The organism is Flavobacterium psychrotolerans (assembly GCF_003097635.1).
Lineage (GTDB): Bacteria > Bacteroidota > Bacteroidia > Flavobacteriales > Flavobacteriaceae > Flavobacterium > Flavobacterium psychrotolerans.
Genome location: NZ_QCZI01000015.1, coordinates 59,524 through 81,147 on the forward strand (window position 1 = coordinate 59,524; position 21,624 = coordinate 81,147).

24 protein-coding genes are annotated in these 21,624 nt (G+C 33.4%); 16 read left to right on the forward strand and 8 right to left on the reverse strand.

Annotated elements, in window-relative coordinates; genetic code table 11:
• Positions 1-29 precede the first annotated feature (29 nt).
• The gene (locus DB895_RS11515) at positions 30-2,195 is read left to right on the forward strand and encodes an endonuclease MutS2 (protein ID WP_116725513.1); all 2,166 of its coding nucleotides are present in this window, start codon (positions 30-32) and stop codon (positions 2,193-2,195) included.
• 54 nt (positions 2,196-2,249) lie between these two features.
• Positions 2,250-2,672 (forward strand): thiol-disulfide oxidoreductase DCC family protein, encoded by a 423-nt coding sequence (locus DB895_RS11520; protein WP_116725514.1) that lies wholly within the window; start codon positions 2,250-2,252, stop codon positions 2,670-2,672.
• A 141-nt stretch (positions 2,673-2,813) separates the two neighbouring features.
• Here DB895_RS11520 and DB895_RS11525 read toward each other — a convergent pair whose 3' ends face one another.
• The 6 genes from DB895_RS11525 to pyrR form a co-directional block, all read right to left on the reverse strand.
• Entirely contained in the window at positions 2,814-3,314 is a 501-nt protein-coding gene (locus tag DB895_RS11525; protein WP_116725515.1) for a CAP domain-containing protein, read from the reverse strand.
• A 267-nt stretch (positions 3,315-3,581) separates the two neighbouring features.
• On the reverse strand, positions 3,582-4,229 hold the full coding sequence (gene pdxH, locus DB895_RS11530) for a pyridoxamine 5'-phosphate oxidase (protein ID WP_116725516.1): 648 nt from the start codon (positions 4,227-4,229) through the stop codon (positions 3,582-3,584).
• 190 nt (positions 4,230-4,419) lie between these two features.
• Entirely contained in the window at positions 4,420-5,325 is a 906-nt protein-coding gene (locus tag DB895_RS11535; RefSeq protein ID WP_116725517.1) for a ribonuclease Z, read from the reverse strand.
• A gap of 225 nt (positions 5,326-5,550) precedes the next feature.
• Positions 5,551-5,883 (reverse strand): ribonuclease Z, encoded by a 333-nt coding sequence (locus DB895_RS11545; protein WP_116725519.1) that lies wholly within the window; start codon positions 5,881-5,883, stop codon positions 5,551-5,553.
• 70 nt (positions 5,884-5,953) lie between these two features.
• A complete protein-coding gene (locus DB895_RS11550; protein ID WP_116725541.1) occupies positions 5,954-6,880 on the reverse strand; it encodes an aspartate carbamoyltransferase catalytic subunit in 927 nt (308 codons plus the stop codon).
• Positions 6,881-6,888: 8 nt separating this feature from the next.
• Positions 6,889-7,431 carry a bifunctional pyr operon transcriptional regulator/uracil phosphoribosyltransferase PyrR gene (pyrR, locus tag DB895_RS11555; RefSeq protein ID WP_116725520.1) on the reverse strand — a complete coding sequence of 181 codons (543 nt, stop codon included), beginning with the start codon at positions 7,429-7,431 and terminating at the stop codon, positions 6,889-6,891.
• Between the two features lie 397 nt (positions 7,432-7,828).
• Here pyrR and DB895_RS11560 point away from each other — a divergent pair, with 397 nt between their 5' ends.
• The 8 genes from DB895_RS11560 to DB895_RS11595 all read left to right on the forward strand — a co-directional run bounded on the left by DB895_RS11560 (position 7,829) and on the right by DB895_RS11595 (position 15,144).
• Entirely contained in the window at positions 7,829-8,485 is a 657-nt protein-coding gene (locus DB895_RS11560; protein ID WP_116725521.1) for a response regulator transcription factor, read from the forward strand.
• Positions 8,486-8,747: 262 nt separating this feature from the next.
• Complete coding sequence (locus DB895_RS11565) at positions 8,748-11,201, forward strand: aminotransferase class I/II-fold pyridoxal phosphate-dependent enzyme (protein ID WP_116725522.1); 2,454 nt, start codon at positions 8,748-8,750, stop codon at positions 11,199-11,201.
• A gap of 2 nt (positions 11,202-11,203) precedes the next feature.
• Positions 11,204-11,629 (forward strand): DUF7793 family protein, encoded by a 426-nt coding sequence (locus DB895_RS11570; RefSeq protein ID WP_116725523.1) that lies wholly within the window; start codon positions 11,204-11,206, stop codon positions 11,627-11,629.
• Complete coding sequence (locus tag DB895_RS11575; RefSeq protein ID WP_116725524.1) at positions 11,619-12,020, forward strand: DUF7793 family protein; 402 nt, start codon at positions 11,619-11,621, stop codon at positions 12,018-12,020. Before DB895_RS11570 ends, DB895_RS11575 begins: the two co-directional genes overlap by 11 nt.
• A 348-nt stretch (positions 12,021-12,368) precedes the next feature.
• Positions 12,369-13,706, forward strand: coding sequence for a PAS domain-containing sensor histidine kinase (locus DB895_RS11580; RefSeq protein ID WP_116725525.1), 1,338 nt, complete (start codon positions 12,369-12,371; stop codon positions 13,704-13,706).
• A gap of 103 nt (positions 13,707-13,809) precedes the next feature.
• Positions 13,810-14,007: a GldL-related protein gene (locus DB895_RS11585; RefSeq protein ID WP_133242673.1), complete on the forward strand. Its 198-nt coding sequence runs from the start codon at positions 13,810-13,812 to the stop codon at positions 14,005-14,007.
• Positions 14,008-14,020: 13 nt separating this feature from the next.
• The gene (rlmH, locus tag DB895_RS11590) at positions 14,021-14,494 is read left to right on the forward strand and encodes a 23S rRNA (pseudouridine(1915)-N(3))-methyltransferase RlmH (RefSeq protein WP_116725527.1); all 474 of its coding nucleotides are present in this window, start codon (positions 14,021-14,023) and stop codon (positions 14,492-14,494) included.
• A gap of 200 nt (positions 14,495-14,694) precedes the next feature.
• A complete protein-coding gene (locus tag DB895_RS11595; RefSeq protein WP_116725528.1) occupies positions 14,695-15,144 on the forward strand; it encodes a CHRD domain-containing protein in 450 nt (149 codons plus the stop codon).
• A gap of 153 nt (positions 15,145-15,297) precedes the next feature.
• Here DB895_RS11595 and DB895_RS11600 read toward each other — a convergent pair whose 3' ends face one another.
• Entirely contained in the window at positions 15,298-15,918 is a 621-nt protein-coding gene (locus DB895_RS11600) for a hypothetical protein (protein ID WP_116725529.1), read from the reverse strand.
• Positions 15,915-16,745, reverse strand: coding sequence for a dihydropteroate synthase (gene folP, locus DB895_RS11605; protein ID WP_116725542.1), 831 nt, complete (start codon positions 16,743-16,745; stop codon positions 15,915-15,917). Before folP ends, DB895_RS11600 begins: the two co-directional genes overlap by 4 nt.
• 107 nt (positions 16,746-16,852) lie before the next feature.
• Between folP and DB895_RS11610 the strand changes: the two genes are divergently transcribed.
• The 6 genes from DB895_RS11610 to DB895_RS11640 all read left to right on the forward strand — a co-directional run bounded on the left by DB895_RS11610 (position 16,853) and on the right by DB895_RS11640 (position 21,533).
• Entirely contained in the window at positions 16,853-17,401 is a 549-nt protein-coding gene (locus DB895_RS11610; RefSeq protein WP_116725530.1) for a DUF1599 domain-containing protein, read from the forward strand.
• A gap of 61 nt (positions 17,402-17,462) precedes the next feature.
• Positions 17,463-18,563 carry a BT_3928 family protein gene (locus tag DB895_RS11615; protein ID WP_116725531.1) on the forward strand — a complete coding sequence of 367 codons (1,101 nt, stop codon included), beginning with the start codon at positions 17,463-17,465 and terminating at the stop codon, positions 18,561-18,563.
• Between the two features lie 438 nt (positions 18,564-19,001).
• Positions 19,002-19,505 carry a TlpA family protein disulfide reductase gene (locus tag DB895_RS11625; protein WP_116725533.1) on the forward strand — a complete coding sequence of 168 codons (504 nt, stop codon included), beginning with the start codon at positions 19,002-19,004 and terminating at the stop codon, positions 19,503-19,505.
• Complete coding sequence (gene tpiA / locus DB895_RS11630; RefSeq protein WP_116725534.1) at positions 19,505-20,257, forward strand: triose-phosphate isomerase; 753 nt, start codon at positions 19,505-19,507, stop codon at positions 20,255-20,257. Before DB895_RS11625 ends, tpiA begins: the two co-directional genes overlap by 1 nt.
• Before the next feature lie 98 nt (positions 20,258-20,355).
• Positions 20,356-21,189: a 50S ribosomal protein L11 methyltransferase gene (gene prmA, locus DB895_RS11635; RefSeq protein WP_116725535.1), complete on the forward strand. Its 834-nt coding sequence runs from the start codon at positions 20,356-20,358 to the stop codon at positions 21,187-21,189.
• Positions 21,190-21,257: 68 nt separating this feature from the next.
• Entirely contained in the window at positions 21,258-21,533 is a 276-nt protein-coding gene (locus DB895_RS11640) for an ATP-dependent Clp protease adaptor ClpS (protein WP_116725536.1), read from the forward strand.
• The last annotated feature ends 91 nt before the right edge of the window (positions 21,534-21,624 follow it).

Consider the following 21,624-nt stretch of genomic DNA (forward strand, 5'->3'; position numbering starts at 1 on the left):
TTGTAACTTTGAACATTGATTTTAAATAAATGATTTCCATTACAGAAAAAACACTTCAAGACTTACAATTCCCTACCGTATTAGAAACTATTTCTTCTATATGCAATACGGATATCGGTAAACAAAAAGCACTCGAAATCGTTCCGTTTAAGGACAAGGAAACGTTGATGACTGCTTTGATGCAAACTTCCGAATATCTTTCTTCTTTTCAGAACAACAACGCCATTCCTAATCACGGATATGATGCCATTTCATACGAAATAAAATTTCTTGCAATAGAAGACAGTTTTCTGGAAGTGGGAAGTTTTAAGAAAATTGCCACCATTTCAGAGACCACGAACATTTTACTGCACTATTTCAAGAAATTCGACGACTATTACCCTCATTTAAATGCCAAAGCCTCACAGGTTGAATATACCAAGGAAATCATCAAACTCATTGATGAAGTCATTGATAAATATGGCGAAATCAAGGACAATGCCTCTCTTGATTTATTGAATATCCGCAGAGAAATGAATCTGGTTCGAGGCAAAGTCAACCAAAGTTTTGGAATCGCCTTGACCCAATACAACGGCTTGGGCTATCTGGACGACATTAAAGAAAGTTTTGTTCAAAACCGACGCGTATTAGCCGTATTAGCCATGTATCGCAAAAAAGTAAAAGGTTCCATACTTGGTAGTTCAAAAACGGGAAGCATCGCTTATATAGAACCCGAAACTACGTTGCGCTATTCTCGTGAATTGAGTAATCTGGAATATGAGGAAAAAGAAGAAATTACCCGAATTCTGAAACAATTATCGAATGCCGTTCGTCATTATTTACCGTTAATTATTCAATATCAGGATTTCTTGAGCGATATTGACGTTATTGCCGCAAAAGCAAAATATGCCAACAGAATCAACGGAATTTTACCAACCATAACCGATGAACGCCGGCTGTATTTTCGGGACGCTTATCACCCTATTTTGTATTTGAACAACAAACAGAAAAACGAAATTACGCATCCGCAAACTATAGAATTACATCAGGAAAACAGAATCATAGTCATTTCCGGACCCAATGCTGGTGGAAAAACCATCTCCTTAAAAACTGTGGGATTGTTGCAATTGATGCTGCAATCCGGGATGCTGATTCCCGTTCACGAACGCAGTGAAACGTTTTTATTTGACCGAATACTAACAGACATTGGGGATAATCAATCTATTGAAAATCATCTAAGTACGTACAGTTACCGATTAAAAAACATGAACTACTTCTTGAAGAAGTGCAATCGGAAAACCTTATTCCTAATTGATGAATTTGGTACAGGATCTGATCCGGAATTGGGCGGTGCATTAGCTGAAATTTTCTTGGAAGAATTCTATCATCGGGAAGCTTTTGGAATTATTACCACGCATTATTCTAATTTAAAAATATTGGCCAATGAACTCCCCTTTGCCACCAATGCCAACATGCTTTTTGACGAAAAATCATTAGAACCTTTGTATAAACTGGTTTTAGGCCAAGCCGGAAGTTCCTTCACTTTTGAAGTAGCGCTAAAAAACGGAATTCCTTTTGGGTTGATTAATCGCGCCAAAAAGAAAATCGAAGTGGGAAAAGTGCGCTTTGACAAGACCATTGCCACACTTCAAAAAGAACGTTCCAAAATGGAAAAGACTTCGCAAACCCTAAAAGAAGAAGAAACCAAAGCCCGAGAGGAAAGCAAAAAGATGGAGACTATTAATGTCAAAATCAAACAGAAACTGGAAAGCTATCAGGAACTGTACGATAGCAATCAGAAAATTATTTATATCGGGCAAAAAATTGAGGACTTGGCCGGCAAATATTTCAACAATAAGAATAAGAAAGAACTGATTGGCGAATTCCTGAAAGTAATTGAAATTGAAAATTCCAAACGAATTAAAACGACTTCAAAAGAAATTAAAGCGATTGCCGAAAAGAAAAAAGAAGTGATTCAGGAAGTTACGGTTCAGGTGGAAGAAATTAGGGCAGCCAAAAAGGAGAAAAAACTAAAACCTGTAATCGAAAAACCCAAACCAATTTTAAAAGTGGGAGACCGCGTGCGCATGTTTGACGGAAAAGCGGTAGGAAGCATCGATAAAATTGAAAAAAACAAAGCCGTTGTGAATTATGGCGTTTTTACCTCGACCGTTAGCCTGGAAGCGTTAGAATTGGTTGAAGCGGTTAAGAAGTAATCAGTAAATTCATATTGAATTTTTAAATCAAGGATAAACATAACCCATTTTTTTATGATTGACTTACCAAAAGACAAAAAAATAATTCTCTTTGACGGCGTTTGCAATTTGTGTGATGCTGCGGTGCAATTTGTAATCAAACACGATACGAAAGACTTGTTCCGATTCGTGGCTTTACAATCTAATTTGGGTCAAGATATCCTGAACCATATTGGCATACAAGCCAAAAATATAGATAGTGTCATTTTATACGAACCTGGAATTGCCTATTATTATAAATCGGCAGCAGCTTTAAAAATCTGTAAAAACTTGGGAGGCTTTTTCCATTTTGGAACTATCTTTAAGATTATTCCAACCGGTTTAAGTAACCTACTCTATGATTATATTGCCAAAAACAGGTATACATGGTACGGAAAAAAAGAAAATTGCATGGTCCCTACAACGGAATTGAAATCGAAATTTTTAGTGATGGAATAAACCGAAAAAATTTAATCATCAGGATCTCAACTATTTTTATGTTCCCGCATAGCTTATTCTTTGTACTTTTGAATCTAAATACTACTCAATTAAACAAAAAAGCCACTCCATTAGAGTGGCTTGAGTATAATGTAACAAAATCTATCTTTTCATAAACATATTCGTATAATATTTACTACCAGTTACTGAATTTACTGTAATTGACAATCCAAAATGAGTAAAATTTCCTTCTATATTGGCTTTGTGTCCTGGACTGTTTAACCAAGCATGCAAAACGGAATTTGGTGTAGAAAAATTATACGCTATATTTTCGTTTACTTTTACCGCTCCAAGAAGCTGTATAATATTTTGGGACCGTTCCTCAAATAAATCATGATTCACTATATTTTTCGCAATCATGTATTCGTTGTGTTCTTCTGATTTAAAAGAGATATGATTAATGATTTGTAAAGGAATTAAACCTTTGCTAACCCTGTATTCATTAATCAAATCAGCTAGTTCCATTTCTTCTGGCTGATACGCATAATTCTGAACCAATTTTGCTTGAGGTAAAACAACATCTTGTGGAGAATTTGTAGTACATGATAAAAATGCAAACACTACTACCAACGGCAATAGTGCTCGAAGTGATTTGTTTTTCATAATAAGTAACATTAGAGTTAAAGTAGATTTGATGCAAACCTCTTTAATAGTATAAACAAGATGCTGTTTATAATTTCTTTATACAAGAATACTAACATTATCGCTTAAGTGCCAAATAAAACCGATGAAATGCACTAATTTCATGTTTTAATAAATAATTTTCTTATAATTCAACACAATACTCATTTAAATATTTGTCTAACAAAAAAGACCACGAGACGTGATCTTAAATTCAAATAAAGTATTAACAGACAGCTATTTAAAAAGTTATGGTGCCAGTCGATTTATAGTCCAAAAAAAATCTTCTTGCAAGTGATATCGAATTCTATCATGCAGTCGATTAGGTCTTCCTTGCCAAAATTCAACTTCTATCGGGCGAACCAAAAAACCTCCCCAATATTCTGGTCTGGTAATTTCTTTTCCTTGATAATCAATTTCTAATTGTTTTAAATTATTTTCGAGAAATTCTCTATTAGGAATAACCTCACTTTGATTCGAAACTATTGCGCCCAATTTACTTCCGTCTGGTCGGGAGGCAAAATAATTATCGGATACGTTTGCGGGGGTTTTCTCTGCAATTCCTTTTATAATGACCTGACGCTCTAATGAGTGCCAGAAAAAAGAAAGGCAAACGTTTGGGTTTTCTATAATGGCTTTTCCTTTTTCGGAATTATAATTGGTGTAAAAAATAAAGCCTTCCTCGTAGAATTTTTTTAACAAAACGACTCTGGCTTTTGGAAAGCCGTCAAGCCCTAAAGTAGAAACAGTCATGGCATTAACTTCATCTACTCCACCAAAATCCTGCACTTCAAAAAACCATCTGTGAAATAAATTGATGGGATCTTCTGGAATATTAGTTTCTAAAAGTTCGTTTTGATTGTATGATTTTCTATAATCGCCTAAATCTTGATTCATTTTATTGATTGAAATGGAGTTGTAAAATTACAGTATTTTTTGTTTATTAATGAATACAAAAATGATTAGTTATCTAGCCCCGATAGAAGCGAAAATCCCATGTTATTGCGAGGCACGAAGCAAAGCAATTATATGGATTGCAGCGAATAGCGGGAATAGGATTTATAAATAAAGACCAAGCCACTTACCGTTAAAAATCGAAAGAAGCTCCATCATCGCCCAAAAGCACTTCGGGGAAAATGGTTTCGGCCTCTTCTTTAAATAACGCAATGCTCTCATATCGTGTTGAATAATGCCCAAGAACTAACTGTTTCACATTGGCTTTTAGCGCTATCGTTGCGGCTTGCTTAGCTGTGCAATGCATGGTTTTTGCGGCCAAACCTTCTTCTTGTTGCAAGAACGTGGATTCGTGATATAAAATATCTATATTCTGAATATTGGGAATTATAGTTTCATCATAAGCCGTATCCGAGCAAAAGGCATAACTCTTGGCCGGAATTGGATCATAAGTCAAAATGGCATTTTCAATCACTCTTCCGTCATCTAAGGTAATATCTTTGCCGTTTTTTATTTTTTGATAATAACATTGATCAATTTCAAAATTTTGAACTGCATCTAAATTCAATTTCCGATCTCCTACTTTCTCCTGAAATAAAAAACCATTGGTGTAAACTCGGTGTTTTAATGGAATTGTTTTTACCAAAACCTTTTCATCCTCATAAATGATTTCGCTTTCCGTGGCTTCCAGTTCATGAAAAAACAAACCATAATTAGTCCACGAATTTGACAATCGCAATTGTAAGGTAATAACTTCTTTGATGCCTTTTGGACCGTAAATATGCAAATCGGTTGTTCTGTTCAACAACATAAACGTAGAAACCAAACCTACTAAACCAAAAAAATGGTCGCCATGCAAATGGGAAATAAAAATATGGTTGATTTTAGAAAACTTGATTTTGTTTCTGCGCAATTGAACCTGTGTCCCTTCACCACAATCAATTAAAAACAATCGATTTCTAATTTCTAGTACCTGTGAGGTTGGATTGGTAAAGGATCTTGGAGTTGCGGCATAACAGCCGAGGATGGTTAATTTCAATTGAAGTAGATTCGGTTTTATTATTTATTTGTTCTGTTTTCTATAATCCCTATAGTCATGGCAAAAATCAATAATATATTTGATACAATTCCTAAATAATTGATACTACTGTTTTTGTATGAATTATAAATGTTCAAAAAAAGCAAAATTACCGATACTATAAGAAGTATAACTCTCACTACATTCATCCGATTTTTGTTGCTATAAAAATCCATACTGAATTATTTAAAATCCCAAGTCGCGTTCAATTTCTTCCATATCAATAATATCACGTGCCTCCAGCGGAGTAGGCACCACAGTTAATTTATCGGAAATAGTATTAAAATCTACCCCCTGAGCAACAATTACAAAGGATTTTTTATTTTTTTTATGTGTTTTAGAAAGAGGTAAAAACCCGTTTATCTCTTTTAAGGATGGGTTTTTATGCAAACTGACGTCAACAATCATATTGTGTTTTTCAAAAGTCTTATATTCATGAGTCACCTTCATCAAAAACGAAACTAAATCGCCTTGGGTGTCTTTGATGGAAACCGTATGTCCTTTTTGATCTACTTTCATGATATAAAAATTAATTGCACTGCTAATTTACAAAGATTTATTGGGTAAACTTACTTAAACCTATAATATTCTATTGAATTTTTGATGCCAAAAGATAAATCACTGCCATTCGTATGGCAACTCCATTCTCTACTTGGTTCAAAATCACCGATTGTTTGGAGTCGGCAACATCACTAGTGATTTCAACACCACGATTAATTGGTCCGGGATGCATGATTACAATTTCTTTATTTAGGGAATCCAATAGCGTTTTATCGACACCATATTGCTGCGCATATTCTCGTGTTGATGGAAAATAATTCACATCCATTCTTTCATTTTGTACCCGCAACATATTAGCCACATCACACCATTCTAGGGCTTTACGCAAATTTGGCTCTATAGTTACACCTAATGATTCGATATACCTTGGAATAAGCGTTTTTGGACCACAGACCTTTACTTCTGCTCCTTGCATTTGCAAAGCATAAATATTAGAAAGCGCCACTCTGGAATGCAAAATATCACCAACAATAACCACCTTCTTTCCTCCTACTTCACCTAGTTTTTCTCTAATAGAATAGCTGTCTAATAGGGCTTGTGTGGGATGTTCATGGGCACCATCACCCGCATTTACAATGCTGGCTTTCACATTTTTTGACAAAAAATAAGCCGCTCCGGGATTTGAATGTCGCATCACCACCATATCTACTTTCATGGAAAGGATATTATTTACGGTGTCTATAAGGGTTTCGCCTTTCTTAACTGAAGACTGAGCTGCTGAAAAACTCATGACATCGGCAGATAATCGTTTTTGGGCCAGCTCAAAAGAGAGTTTGGTTCTGGTGCTATTTTCAAAAAAAATGTTAGCAATGGTAATGTCTCGAAGTGATGGTACTTTTTTTATGGGGCGATTAATAACTTCTTTAAAATGATCGGCTGTTTCAAAAATGAGGTCAATATCTTGATTGTTGATATATTTTATGCCTAATAAATGATTTACGCTTAGTTCGCTCATTTTCATTCTTAATTATTGTTTATTAAAAAAACGCCGTCTTCCCCTTCATTTTCTAGCCAGCAAACTTTTACTTTTTCATTATTAATGGCATCGACTTGACGCCCTCGATAATCGGGTTGAATGGGTAGATCTCTACTGAAACGACGGTCAATTAGTGTTAAAAGCTCTATCCCGGAAGGTCTCCCAAAAGATTGAATGGCCGTTAGAGCTGCCCGAATACTTCTCCCGGTATACAAAACATCATCAATAAAAATAACTTTTTTATTTTCGACAAGAAAGTTGATTTTTGTTTTATTGGCTTCAAGAGGTTTATTCGTTTTACGGAAATCATCCCGAAAAAAAGTAATATCCAGATAACCAAGTGCAATATCCTTAATGTTGTATTCCAGTTCTAACATTTTTTTGAGACGCTCTGCCAAATAGGTACCTCGAGGCTGGATTCCTATCAAAATGGTATTAGAAAAATCATGATGTTTTTCTATTAACTGACAGGCCAAACGGTGCAATATGATATTGACTTCTTTTGAAGTAAGCAATACTTTTTGACTCATAATGAAGTGTTGTGTTTGGAGTACAAATATAATAATTAGGAATTAGGAAACGAGAATTTTTATTTATAAAACGAACACCCTTCCAATTGGATGAATTTACTATTTTAAAATTCGGGTAGCATCATCCGGCTAAACAAAATAATAGATACAAACATTTTTAATAAAAATAAATATTGAACTTGTGTAAAACGCATAGAAAAATTCAAATGCTTCCTTAGAAAATAATCTAAATTATCTACAGATAAAACTTGTAATTTGATTTTCAATTTCTAAATTTGTAGGGAATGAAAATTCTAAAAATGTGTCTTTTTATACAGAACACATTTTTTTATATTCCTTTCCAAAGCGCTAAACCAAAAAATTACCAAAAAATTACCTAAAAAATACCCCACAAAAAATGGAAATACAAAAAACCATACAATTGTTAATTGTAGATGACCATCAAATGATTTGTGACGGAATAAAAGTAATGCTCGAAACTGTTAAATCACCCTATAAATTTATTATTCAAGACGCGAATACATCTGAAATTGCAATTGATATGGTTAAAAACAATCCATTCGATTTCATCCTAATGGATTATAGATTGTCGAAAAACACTACTGGGGCAGATTGTATAAAACAAATTCTTTCTTTTAAGCCAAACAGTAAAATATTGGCCCTTTCAAGTTACGATGAATATCTGTTTTTTAAAAATATGATTGATGCTGGTGCTTTAGGATATGTAATGAAGAGTATTCCTCCTGAAGAATTAATTTTGGCAATTAAAACTATTTTGAATGGCGAGCTTTACTTTTCTAATGAAGTTGCAATGTCTTTTCTTAAATTCGATTCTAAAAATAAGCAAACAAATAAAACTTCTCTTAAACTCAGCAAAAAAGAATTGAAAATTTTAGGATTGATTGCTGATGAAAACACAGATGTAGAAATTGCCAAAAAATTAGGTCTGACAACAACTACGGTAAATGAATATCGCCAGTCTCTGTTAACAAAGTTTGGAGTGAAAAACACCGCAGAATTAATTGGAAAGGCCCTTTTCCTAAATTTTATTTAGGTATAAATCCCATTAAAATCACCCCAAAATGTAATTGCCTTTTACAGTGTTAAAAATAAGGCGCCTCATTCGGTTAGTTTGTTTTTACATTTTTTCTTTTACCCTCTTTACAAATAAACTTTGAAATTCAGATTAAAGGCTTGTCATAATTTTTGTTCATTCCTCTATTATTTGAATAAATCATAGTATTAAATACCTCGTATATTAATAATTAAAAAAAAAATCTTGATTTATTGAATTAATAATTTTATCTATAATAACTATGGAGACTAACAAATACAACAGCCACGTCAATACAATTGATGAATGTTTAACAAATGGTGTAAACAACGGATTGTTCCACATCAACATTGATGACCAAGTTCTTAACGGAAGAACCGTTCAGATTGACGGGAATAAATTGATCAACTTTACCTCATGCAGTTATCTGGGATTGGAAACCGATGATCGTTTAAAACAAGGTGCAATTAACGCCGTCATGAAATACGGCACTCAGTATTCATCCTCCAGAGCCTATTCCAAGTGTCCGCTGTATGAAGAGTTGGAAGCTTTGTTTTATGATATTTTTGGCTACCAAACAATAGTTGGTCCAACGACCACTTTAACCCATGTGGCCGCTATCCCCATTTTAGTGGGTGAAAAAGATTTTATGATTAATGACCATCAGGTGCATGCCAGTGTTCAGATAGGCACTCAATTGGCTGTTGCAAAAGGGGTGAAACTTGATTTATTAAGACATAACAACTTAAATAATCTGGAAGACATACTCAAGAAAACTCATGGAAAACATCATAAAGTATGGTATATGGTTGATGGTCTCTACTCTATGTATGGTGATTTTGCCCCATTAAAAGATATTCAAGTATTGTTAGATAAATACGCCAATTTCAATTTATATATTGACGATGCACACGGTATGAGTTGGACAGGAAAAAATGGATCCGGTTATGTTCTTTCGCAAATGGAACTTACCGATCAGGTGGTTTTATCCACTTCGTTAGCCAAAGGTTTTGGTGCTGGTGGAGGATTGTTAGTACTAAACAACAAGGAGCTTTCTAGAAAAATTTTGACCTGTGGAACATCCTATACTACAGGTGGGCCATTACAACCACCCGTTCTGGGGGCTTGTGTTGCCAGTGCTAAAATACATCTTACTCCCGATATTTACGTGTATCAAAATCGGGTAGCTGAACTCATTGAACGGTTTATTCAGAAATGTGACGAATCCTGTTTACCCTTAATGTCTCATGCAGCTTCTCCAATTATGTATATTGGTTTGGGTTTACCGCGGGTAGCATACAATATGGTAAAACGATTGATGAAAGAGGGTTACTTTACAAATGTTGGTATTTTTCCCGGAGTACCCGTGAGATGTGCAGGTGTGCGCATTACTATAAATCGAAACCAAACAATTCAGGATATTGACGACTTGGTAGCCTGTATGACCAAACATTTTCCATTGGTATTAGCAGAAGAAAATCAAACCGTTGCCGACCTCGAACGCAATTTTAAAACGCCACTTACCACTGTTGCCCAAAGATATCCAGTACAAAAAAAAGACGAGACGACTTCCAAATTTTTTATAAAACAAGTACGAACCATCAAAGAAATAGATAAAAACGTATGGGATGATTTATTAGGTAATCGGGGAACGTTTGATTGGGAAGGTTGCCGTTTTTTAGAAGAAACATTTTGTGATAATCCCGAACCTGAAAATAACTGGAAGTTTCATTACTTAATTATTTCAGATTCCCTTACGGGCAAGCCTATATTAGCAACGTTCTTTACCGAATTACTCTGTAAAGATGACATGATTGCCCCGGCCCATGTTTCACAACAAATTGAAGAAGTTCGTAAAAAAGACAAATACTATCTTACATCAAAGGTGGTCATGTTGGGCAGTTTACTTACTGAAGGCAACCATTTATTCATTGACAGAAACAATGGCCAATGGCAGACAGCGCTATTAGAACTGATTCGTATTATGAATGATGTAAAGCAAGAATGCGATGCAACAATGTTACAGCTTCGAGACTTTGACAGCAATGATATAGAGATGAGAGATTTTCTGATAAAAGAAGGTTTTATAAAAGTAAAAATGCCCGATACACATGTATTAAAAAACACGAAATGGCAGGATGAAAATGAATACATGAAACAATTATCGAAAGGCAACAGATGGCATTTTAGGCGAAAAATTTTGGACAATAAACCTTTATTTAGGGTTAATGTAATAGATAGTGAAAATGTATTGAATGAAAATCAAACAAAAAACTGGCATGAATTATATTCAAATGTAAAACAAAAGGGTTTGAATATTAATACTTATAATTTACCTTTAAAGTTGTTCAACAATATGCAGTTGCACCCCAATTGGGAAACTGTAGAACTTAGGCTTAAATCCGGCGATAAATTTCATAATGAAGAATCATTGGTTGCAGTCGGGTTTTGCTATAAATCTTCGAAAAATAATTATTCAATGATGGCAGTTGGAATAAATTATGATTATGTTTACACCCACGGATGTTATAGACAAGCTTTATATCAATCAGTTGTCAGGTTTGGCAATTTGAAATGTGATAATTTGTATTTTGGCATGGATGCTTCTATTGAAAAACAGCGATTTGGAGTGGAAATTATCCCAAAAAGTGTATACATTCAGGCAAACGATAATTTTAATATGGAACTTATAGGAACCATATACAATAAAAACTAATTATGGAAAAAAGAGAATTTATAGAATGTAAGTACACTTCATTTTGGAAAGAGGAACATGAAGGAATTATCTTTTTTAATTATTCACCACAATTAGAAATGACACTTCCTATCGCAAAAGAATTGGTTAATGACCGCTTAGATTATTTCAAAGGGAACTCCTACAATGTCCTAATTGATGTTACAAATCTAAAATCAATAACAAAGGAGGCCAGAGAATACATGTCATCACCCGATTGGGGACTTAAAGGAATTTCAGGAGGTGCTTTTTTATCAAAAAACATTGTTACAAATGTTATTTTGAACCTGTTTATTTCTATAAATAAGCCTACCGTTCCTGCAAAATTTTTCACAAAAAAAGATGAAGCGTTGCGTTGGTTAATAGAAATAAAACACAAACAAGAAAATCGCATTTCCAATGAAAATTAAAAAATACCCACAGGTAACTTTCAGTAAAGAACTTGACGATGATATTATTTTTTTAAAGTTTACTGAAAGTGTTATAATTGATGTTAAAATAGCGGAAGATCTGATTGCTAAAAGAATTGAGTTTGCCGAGAATAAAGACCATTACCTAATAGTAAATGCTTCAAAAAGCACACAAGGATTTACACGGGGAGCGAAAGAACTGTTCAGGCACCCGGAAATAGGATTGAAAAATATTTTGGGTGCTGCATTTATTGTCAACAACCCCGTTACTGTCTTGCTTATTAATATTTTAATTAAGGCCACGCCGTCAATATCTTCTAAATACTTTTCGAATGAAAAAGAGGCTCTTTCCTGGGTAAAAAAATTAAAAGAAAGTAATAAAACGGGATAATTATTTGTTATTACTATCAAACCATAATTTTGCCATAGATTAAAAAGATTTACACGGATAATAGAAAAGAGCGAATACAATTTGAGGAATAATTGGTGAAAACTCAGTTAATTTGTGTTTAATATAAAAAATAGGTGCAAAATATAGGCACAACCTACATAAAGTATAGGTATAACCTACATAAAGATAGGCACAACCTACATAAAGCATAGGCACAATCTCTGAGTCAGTAAGGCGAAAAATATAAGTTCATAATCGAATTATGTCTTGAATAAAGGAAAAATTCAAAGTTTCAATCTATCAAATATAGATGGTTAAATCAGTCAAAATTATAATAAAACGAGCAAGGTGAATTCCAAATTAATATTAAATATTGTTGAACTCAGCAAGGCTCTTTCTGATGGTAATTATTCCCAACGAATAATTACGGATTATGATGAGAATCCACTAAATCAAATTATAACCCATTTAAACGCTCTTGCCGATAAACTACTGATAAATCCACCAAAAGTTGATGATAGAGAAGCAATGCAAATAGAACATTTTACCAATACTATTTCCTCTTATGCCTGTTCTGATTTTACAAATAAGCTACCTATATCAAAAAATGCAACCATTTTAGACGCAATTGCTACCGGAATAAATTTGCTAGGTGAAGAGCTGGAGCAAACCACTATTTCTCGTGACTATTTTAGTAATATATATGATGCTGTTTCTGAGATTTTGATAATTACGGATGTTTCGGGGAAAATTCTGGATGTTAATGCTGCTACAGAAAAATTATTATTACACCAAAAGAAAAAGTTTATCAATCGTAATGTGGTTGGATTATTAGATCCTAAAAATAAATTACTGAAAGAAGAGATATCCAATAAAATAAAAAAAGGATGCAAGGATTGTTCTATTTGCTCCAACTGCGGTGTTTTTGAAACAATCCTTTTTGATAAAGCCGGAAAAGCAATACCTTTTTCGTTTATCCTTTCAAAAATTAGGGATGGTAATAGCCAACACGAAGGTTTTTTATTGATTTTTAGAGATATCTCCGAACAAAAAAACAAGAAGATAAATGATTTAAAAATAATTATTGCGGAACAGGAAAAAGAGCGAAATAGAATTGCCAATGATTTGCACGATTCATTAGGTCAGGAATTAAACGCAATAAAAATTTTTTTACATACATTAACACTTATGGATCCTACAGATCCAAATTTTAAAAAAACATTAGAGACCTGCCAATCCTTATCTAATAAATCAATTGAATCCATCCGAGAAATATCTTTTGATATTATGCCTCGCTCTCTCAAAGAAGGGGGTTTAATTTACGCTTTAGACGAAATAATTACCAAACTAAATTCTGTTTGTAATATTAGTTGTTCAATTACCCACAAACCTTTAAACCTGAATACCGAAAATCAGATTTTGATTTTCCGAATCATTCAGGAGTTTATCAATAACTCGTTGAGACATACATCAGGTTCTCAAATTTCTTTAACCTTGACCATAATAAAAAAAAGAATACATATCCTGATAAAAGATAATGGTTCAGGATTTAAGATGAATGATGAGACAAAAGGAAATGGCATTCATAATATTATTTCCCGCTTAACACTTTTAAAAGCCGAATATGAATTTAATAGTGAGCTTGGTAAAGGAACCAAATTATCGTTTTCGGTCCCCAATGAATAAAGTGTTGTGATTAGAATACAAACACCACAATTTGGAAATGGAAAGCCTTTTTTATAAAACTAATTTAGTTTTAACTATTTTTGCCCACAATAAATTACTTCAGATGAAGAATACTCAAATTTTAATACTATTTATTATAGGCGCCGTGGTAACCGTACTAGGAGCTCTTTTTAAAATCATGGAATGGCCCTTGTTCAGTTTGCTATTAATCGTAGGAATGACTTTTGAAGCCGTAGCAGGATTTTTATTAATTCTGAAATTGATTCAAAAAAACAACTCCGATTCCTTTATGGACAGTTAATTTTTATACATAAATGAATATCAAGCTCATTGCCATTGGTAAAACCGACAATAAAAATTTGCAATTGCTGATTGACGAATACCAAAAACGATTGTCGTTTTACATCAAGTTCGATTTAGAAATCATTCCAGATATCAAAAACGTGAAAAACTTGTCGGAAAGTCAACAAAAAGAAAAAGAAGGCGAATTGATTTTGGCAAAAATAACTCCAACGGACCAATTGATTTTGTTGGATGAAAACGGAAAAACCTTTTCTAGCGTGAGTTTCTCGGAGGAATTGCAGAAGAAAATGAATGCGGGAATCAAAACTTTAGTCTTCGTCATTGGCGGACCTTATGGTTTTTCGGAAACCGTTTATGCTAAAGCCAATGGTAAAATTTCGCTGTCACTAATGACTTTTTCACATCAAATGGTTCGATTATTTTTTATTGAACAATTGTATCGCGGATTTACCATTTTGAGGAATGAACCGTATCATCATCAATAGTATATACGATTTAGTAATCAAAACTCTGAAGTAGCAAGAAACTAACCCCAATTTTTTCATAAAAATCTTGTGAATTCAAAAATGAAATCCTAACTTTATTGTAAGTTACGGTGCTTTTTTATCAAAATAACTGACACTTAGTAGGTAAAAAATCATGTAACTAACAATAGTTATCATTTTTTAATCTTAAAAAAAAAATTATGAAACCCTTAACTAGATTTCTGGTACTCTTATTTTTTTTATCAAGTATTATTTCCTGCTCTAACAACGATTACTCTTCGGTCACACCTAATCCAGATGTAACTTTTAATGCCATTTTAAATAGTGCCAGCGAAACGCCTGACAATGGTTCGACGGCAAAAGGAACTGCAGTACTCAAATTCAATAGCAAAACAAAAATATTTACGATTACTGTTAATTACTCTGGACTAACAGGACCTGCCACTCTTGGGCATGTACATAAAGGTGCTGTAGGAGTAAGTGGCCCCCCAGTTTTTACATTTTCTAATTTAACCTCGCCAATAACCTATACAAGTCCTGTTTTAGACTCAGGACAAGAAGCAGATCTTAATGCCAATCTTTATTATGTAAATATTCATAGTGCCTTAAATCCAGGTGGTGAAATAAGGGGGCAACTTATTAAATATTAAATATGTTGTTCCTTGAAGAGAGGACATTAATTTTTTATATAAATCTTCAGTGGTGAAACCTATCTTTCACAAAAAGAAAAGTTTCACTATTTTTTGTCTTGTACTGAAAAAGATTAACTATAAAATAATAATCAACAAGCTGTTATTCAGAGATTAATAAACAAACTCTTCGTCGCTCACCCCCGCTCCATTTAAAGTTAAAATGAAAATTTTGTCCTGAACATAACTTCCAAAAGGTAAATCTTTGGCAAAGCAAAATTGGAATTTATTAGATTTGTCACTGGACAATTTACCGAGATAATTCTGAAGTTGTTCCCGTTTTATAACACTATCATTCATTAATATATCATTGTTTTTGGTAAAAAATACAATTACTCCTGACTTTGGTTTTACCAATTTATAATACACATTTGTAAAAGGTACAAAGGCCAAATTTCTATGAATACTATCCGCATAAGAATAATAATTTTGGGCGGCTTCATTTTTATGCGCTTTTTCATTGCGCTTTTTCTCTTGCAACTTCATGACTTCAGGAATAACCAGTCTTATAGGCAAACGTTTATCGATATTAAAAATCCAATTGGTGGAAATGATTTCGTTTTTTCTATTCACTTCAACCAAAGTATCTTTTCCATTTACTCTAAAAAAAATATAGATTGGAGAATGGTCTTGAACATTTTTTACGATAGTACAATTGGATTTTGGCAATAAAACAGTTTCCTTATTCCCGCAGGAAAACAACAGCAAAAAGAATAATAGACTTAAATATTTCATGATTGTAAATTGATTTTATTGAATAAGGTTACACATTCAACTGCTTCTTTCACATCATGTACGCGAAGGATTTTAGAGCCTTTTTCTAAAGCAATTGTATTCAAAACTGTTGTTCCGTTTAAAGCTTCTTGAGCATTTGAATTCAAAGGTTTATAAATCATAGACTTTCTGGAAAAACCAACCAAAATTGGTAATTCCAACATTTGAAACAAATCCAATTTTCGCAAAATCTCATAGTTTTGTTCCAATGACTTTGCAAAGCCAAATCCGGGATCCACAATCAAATCATTGATACCTAGACTTCTGGCTTTTACCACTTTTTCAGAAAAATAAAAAAGTATTTCCTTAACAATATTATCATAATTAGTAAATGTTTGCATGGTTTGTGGCGTGCCACGCATGTGCATCATGATGTAAGGCACTTTATAATTCGAAACAATTTCCAGCATTCTGTCATCTAAATTCCCCGCAGAAATATCATTAATTATAGCCGCTCCCTCCTCAATACAAACCCTGGCCACTTCACTCCGAAAAGTATCTATAGAAAGTAGGGCTTCCGGAAAATGTTTTAAGATCAGGTTTACTATGGGAATGATTCGACCTAATTCCTCTTCTTCCGATACAAATGCAGCATTGGGTTTACTGGAATAGGCGCCAATGTCAATAAATGTAGCACCTTCAATCAACATTTTTTCAGATTGGGATAGTATTTCACTTTCATTTGAATACTTTCCTCCATCAAAAAAGGAGTTGGGAGTAATGTTTAATATGCCCATCACTTTCGGCGTTGCTAAATCGATTAGATTTCCTTTGCAGTTTATGGTCATTTTATGGGTTTTAGGTTTTGGATACTGGGTTTTTAAAACTTCAAAACGCCTCATTCAAAAAATTATTCTTATTTTTGAAAAAATTTGAATACAAATATACATCAATAATGAAGAACACTTCACAAGAATATGATGAGGTAATCGCAATTTGCCGCACTCTTTTTATCAATAAAATGAAAGATTACGGAAGTGCTTGGCGCATTTTTAGATTACCTTCCGTGACTGATCAAATTTTCATAAAAGCGCAAAGAATTAGAATTCTGCAAGAAAACGATGTACAAAAAATTGAGGAAGACGAAGTAAGTGAATTTATCGGAATCATCAATTATTCTATCATTGGATTAATTCAATTAGAACTTGGATTTGTTAATCAACCAGATATTGATGGTGATAAAGTAATTCAATTGTATGATTCTAAAATCAAACTGACCAAGGAATTGATGGAAGCCAAAAATCACGATTATGGCGAGGCTTGGCGCAGTATGAGAGTGACTTCGCTTACTGATTTGATTTTACAAAAAATACTCCGAGTAAAACAAATTGAGAATAACAAAGGAAAAACTTTAGTTTCAGAAGGAATCGATGCCAATTATCAGGATATGATTAATTATGCTGTTTTCGCCCTCATTTTAATGGGGTTTGTGCGTAATAAATAATTTTATTGGCTTTTTTTAAATAATCTTGTCTATATTTACGTTTTTCAAAAAAAATGAATAAATGAAAAATTTTATCGTACAATTTTCTAGAATTTTTGTCGGAATATTGTTTATTATTTCGGGGTTAATCAAGCTAAATGATCCTATTGGATTTTCATATAAACTAGGAGAATATTTTGGAGAAACGGTTTTAAACTTACCGTTTTTAGTCCCTTTCGCTTTACAAATCGCTCTTTTTGTGGTGATATTTGAAGTACTTTTAGGTATAATGCTTCTTATTGGCTTTAAACCCAAATTTACCGTTTGGAGTTTGTTACTAATGATTGTCTTCTTCACTTTTCTCACCTTCTATTCTGCCTATTTTAAAAAGGTTACTGATTGTGGTTGTTTTGGTGATGCTTTAAAATTGACACCATGGCAATCCTTTACCAAAGATTTAGTATTGTTGTTTTTTATTTTAATCTTATTTATTAATAAAAACACAATCAAACCCCTTTTTAAAGTTAAGGTTATTAATTTTTTGGTGATTTTAAGCGTTATATCATGCACTTTCATGGCCTACTGGGTTTTGAATCATTTACCGTTAAAAGATTTTAGAGCATATAAAGTTGGAACAAACATCACTGAAGGGATGAAAATTCCAGATAGTGCTCCGAAAAGCGTAGTAGAAATGGTTTTTATTTACAATGTAAATGGCGTAAACAAAGAATTTACTGAAAAAAATTTAATGTCTATTCCCGCTGGTGCCACATTTGTAGATCGAATTGACAAAGTAATTTCTGAAGGTTATATCCCTCCTATTCATGATTTTGCAATGGAAAAAGACGGAGCAGATCACAAAAATGAATTCCTTAAAGAACCTAAATTGATGTTATTTATTGCTTATGATTTAATGAAATCAGATAAAAATGGGATGGAAAAATTGGAAGATTTGAATCAAAAAGCAAGGGCAAAGGGATATAAAGTTATAGGCATGACGGCCTCTTCACCGGAAGAAATTACAAAGGCGGAAAAAAATTTCGGATATACATTCGACTTTTATTTTTGTGACGGGACGACGTTAAAAACAATCGAAAGAGCAAATCCAAGTATTATTGTTTTAGACCATGGTACCATCACACAGAAAGCACACTATAACGATATCAATAAATTAAAATTATAAACCATAAAGGTTCAAAGAAATATGGGTAGTCATAAAAGCAATTCGAGTACTAAAAGTAGGAATTTAAGAACATTAAAATATTTTATCTTTATCATATTTTCTATTTTCCTTTTTGGTTTAGGATACTATGTTCTCAATTATATTTCCATAATGGAAACACCATTTTTAGGAAATACCTTTCACATTATTTTCGGATGTATTTTAATGGCAATTTCCCTGATATTTCTTGGTTTTATCATTAATAAACTATTTCTCCGCAAGAAAAGAAAAAAAAACCATCACAATCATGTATTTTTAAAGGATCATAAAAACAGTCAGGATCCCGACTAAATTTTTTGGTTGATTTGATTCACTATTATTTAAATTCTAAAATAAGTTTACTGTAATTTGATTTCAGTTTAGGATTTAAAAATGTAAATTTGCATTTCAATTAAAAAAATGGAATTTAAAAAATTAATTGCATCTTTATTTGTCGCTTTCGCCTCTATTTCTTGTTCCAATGCACAGAAAGAGGCCTTTTCAATTGAGGCTTTGACAGAAAAAATAGTATCCATTGACGGAAATCAAATTACATTTCAAGAGGTTTTAAACCAATACAAAGGAAAAGTTGTTGTAATGGAAGTTTGGGCTTCGTGGTGTGGAGACTGTGTTAATGCAATGCCTAAAATTAAAGAATTACAATCCAACAATCCTGATGTTTCTTATTTGTTCATTTCCATGGACAAAACAGCCTATAAGTGGAAAGATGGAATTCAAAAGCACCAGCTTAAAGGCGACCATTATTTAGCGCTTGACGGAATGAAAGGTACTTTTGGAAAAGCTATAGATTTAGACTGGATTCCCCGATATATTATTATTGACAAGACTGGTAAAATTATTTTATACCGTGCGATAGAAACTGATTTCGAAAAAATAAACACAACCTTAAAATCACTTAAATAATGAGACAAAAAATTGTTGCAGGAAACTGGAAAATGCATAAAAATGCAGAAGAGACTGAAGATTTATTAAACGACTTAATTGATAAATTGCCAAATGACAAAGATGTAGAAATTATTGTAGCACCAACATTCATAAATTTATCATCCGCAGTGGGGCATTTAGAATTCACAAACATTCAAGTGGCAGCTCAAAACATGTATCAAGCTGAAAGTGGTGCTTATACTGGCGAAATATCAGCAGATATGCTGAAAAGTATTGGTGTAAATACCGTAATTCTTGGGCATTCCGAGCGTCGCGCTATTTTTCACGAAACGGATGCTCTAATTGCGAATAAAGTAGATACCGCATTAAAGCATGAAATGAGAGTGATATTTTGCTTTGGTGAAGAATTGAAAGACCGTCAAAACCAACAACATTTTAATGTAGTTGAGAACCAGTTGCGTGATGGCTTGTTCCATATCGAAAAATCAGCTTGGTCAAATATCGTTTTAGCATACGAACCGGTTTGGGCTATTGGAACAGGAGAAACTGCCAGTCCAGAACAAGCTCAGGAAATGCACGAATTCATTAGAGAAACGGTTCGTAAAGCTTTCGGAAGCGATATTGCAGAGGACGTTTCAATCCTTTATGGTGGTAGCGTAAAACCGGACAATGCTCAAGAAATTTTCTCTAAACCAGATGTTGATGGTGGATTAATTGGTGGTGCAGCATTAAAAGCAGATGACTTCGCAGCTATTGTGAACGCTATTTAAATAATTTAGAATTCCTACTATAAGAGATTTGAATATCGTTCAAATCTCTTTTTTATTGATTGAACAAAAGAGATTCTTACCTTTGCAAAAAAAATACCATGTCAAACATCTATTTAGGCTACCATTTCACAGTTGAACCAAAGGAGCTGGGTTCGGAAATTCTTGTTGCTGAATTGGGCGAACTACCTTTTGAAAGTTTTGAGGAAAATGAATTTGGCGTAACGGCATACATTCAGAAACAATTGTGGAATGAAAACGTCCTTGAAGAGGTTCAGATTTTAAATTCCCCAGAATTCGTGATTTCCTATAAAATTGAAGAAATCGAGCAAGTAAACTGGAATGAAGAATGGGAAAAAAATTTCGAAGCCATTGATGTGGACGGAAACTGTCACGTTCGCGCTCCTTTTCATCCAAAAACCGAGGCCGAATTTGATATTGTCATAGAACCAAAAATGAGTTTTGGTACGGGTCATCACGAAACAACCCACATGATGATTCAGCATCTATTGGAAACTGACGTTACGGGAATGAAAACCCTCGATATGGGTTGCGGAACCGCAATTCTCGCCATTCTTGCTGAAATGAAAGGGGCACAACCAATCGATGCCATAGATATTGACAACTGGTGTTACCTGAATTCCATAGAAAATGCCGAACGCAATGATTGCAAACATATTATGGTATACGAAGGCGATGCTGCTTTGTTGAAAGATAAAAAATATGATTTGATTATTGCCAACATCAACCGAAATATTTTGTTGAACGACATGCAAAGCTATGTAGACTGCCTGAATCCCAAAGGTACCATACTATTTAGCGGATTTTATGAAGAAGACATCCCTTTTATTGACGCTTCATGCACGGAAAAAGGATTAACGTATGTTAAAAAACTGAAAAGAAACAATTGGGTTTCATTAAAATACGTAAATTAGCTTTGAAATATTTCAGAACGCAGATTTCGGAATCTAAATAGTCTAAGAATCTAATAACCTAAAAAAAGATGGCAACTATTGAAAAAACAAAAAACGAAACTTCTGTACTTGAGGCTGTCGGCATCAACAACGAAATTATTTTGTTTAATGACGATGTGAACACTTTTGATCATGTTATAGAAACTTTGATTGATGTTTGCAACCATACTTCTGAACAAGCGGAACAATGTGCAATTTTGGTTCATTATAAAGGAAAATGCACGGTAAAAACGGGTTCGTTTGAAGAATTAAAACCACAATGCTCACAACTGCTTCAGGCAGGCTTAAGCGCAGAAATAATATAAAAAAATCCCGATAATAGACTGAACCCAAAAGTTTGGACAAATTTATAATTAATTTTGATAATAATGGGCACGATATTGTATCGGGCTCATT

Bases quoted from the DNA above. Each gene is read 5' to 3' on its own strand.
- DB895_RS11515 (WP_116725513.1), top strand. From the start codon at position 30: ATGATTTCCATTACAGAAAAAACACTTCAAGACTTACAATTCCCTACC.
- DB895_RS11520 (WP_116725514.1), top strand. From the start codon at position 2,250: ATGATTGACTTACCAAAAGACAAAAAAATAATTCTCTTTGACGGCGTT.
- DB895_RS11525 (WP_116725515.1), bottom strand. From the start codon at position 3,314: ATGAAAAACAAATCACTTCGAGCACTATTGCCGTTGGTAGTAGTGTTT.
- pdxH (WP_116725516.1), bottom strand. From the start codon at position 4,229: ATGAATCAAGATTTAGGCGATTATAGAAAATCATACAATCAAAACGAA.
- DB895_RS11545 (WP_116725519.1), bottom strand. From the start codon at position 5,883: ATGAAAGTAGATCAAAAAGGACATACGGTTTCCATCAAAGACACCCAA.
- DB895_RS11550 (WP_116725541.1), bottom strand. From the start codon at position 6,880: ATGAGCGAACTAAGCGTAAATCATTTATTAGGCATAAAATATATCAAC.
- pyrR (WP_116725520.1), bottom strand. From the start codon at position 7,431: ATGAGTCAAAAAGTATTGCTTACTTCAAAAGAAGTCAATATCATATTG.
- DB895_RS11560 (WP_116725521.1), top strand. From the start codon at position 7,829: ATGGAAATACAAAAAACCATACAATTGTTAATTGTAGATGACCATCAA.
- DB895_RS11565 (WP_116725522.1), top strand. From the start codon at position 8,748: ATGGAGACTAACAAATACAACAGCCACGTCAATACAATTGATGAATGT.
- DB895_RS11570 (WP_116725523.1), top strand. From the start codon at position 11,204: ATGGAAAAAAGAGAATTTATAGAATGTAAGTACACTTCATTTTGGAAA.
- DB895_RS11575 (WP_116725524.1), top strand. From the start codon at position 11,619: ATGAAAATTAAAAAATACCCACAGGTAACTTTCAGTAAAGAACTTGAC.
- DB895_RS11585 (WP_133242673.1), top strand. From the start codon at position 13,810: ATGAAGAATACTCAAATTTTAATACTATTTATTATAGGCGCCGTGGTA.
- rlmH (WP_116725527.1), top strand. From the start codon at position 14,021: ATGAATATCAAGCTCATTGCCATTGGTAAAACCGACAATAAAAATTTG.
- DB895_RS11595 (WP_116725528.1), top strand. From the start codon at position 14,695: ATGAAACCCTTAACTAGATTTCTGGTACTCTTATTTTTTTTATCAAGT.
- DB895_RS11600 (WP_116725529.1), bottom strand. From the start codon at position 15,918: ATGAAATATTTAAGTCTATTATTCTTTTTGCTGTTGTTTTCCTGCGGG.
- folP (WP_116725542.1), bottom strand. From the start codon at position 16,745: ATGACCATAAACTGCAAAGGAAATCTAATCGATTTAGCAACGCCGAAA.
- DB895_RS11610 (WP_116725530.1), top strand. From the start codon at position 16,853: ATGAAGAACACTTCACAAGAATATGATGAGGTAATCGCAATTTGCCGC.
- DB895_RS11615 (WP_116725531.1), top strand. From the start codon at position 17,463: ATGAAAAATTTTATCGTACAATTTTCTAGAATTTTTGTCGGAATATTG.
- DB895_RS11625 (WP_116725533.1), top strand. From the start codon at position 19,002: ATGGAATTTAAAAAATTAATTGCATCTTTATTTGTCGCTTTCGCCTCT.
- tpiA (WP_116725534.1), top strand. From the start codon at position 19,505: ATGAGACAAAAAATTGTTGCAGGAAACTGGAAAATGCATAAAAATGCA.
- prmA (WP_116725535.1), top strand. From the start codon at position 20,356: ATGTCAAACATCTATTTAGGCTACCATTTCACAGTTGAACCAAAGGAG.
- DB895_RS11640 (WP_116725536.1), top strand. From the start codon at position 21,258: ATGGCAACTATTGAAAAAACAAAAAACGAAACTTCTGTACTTGAGGCT.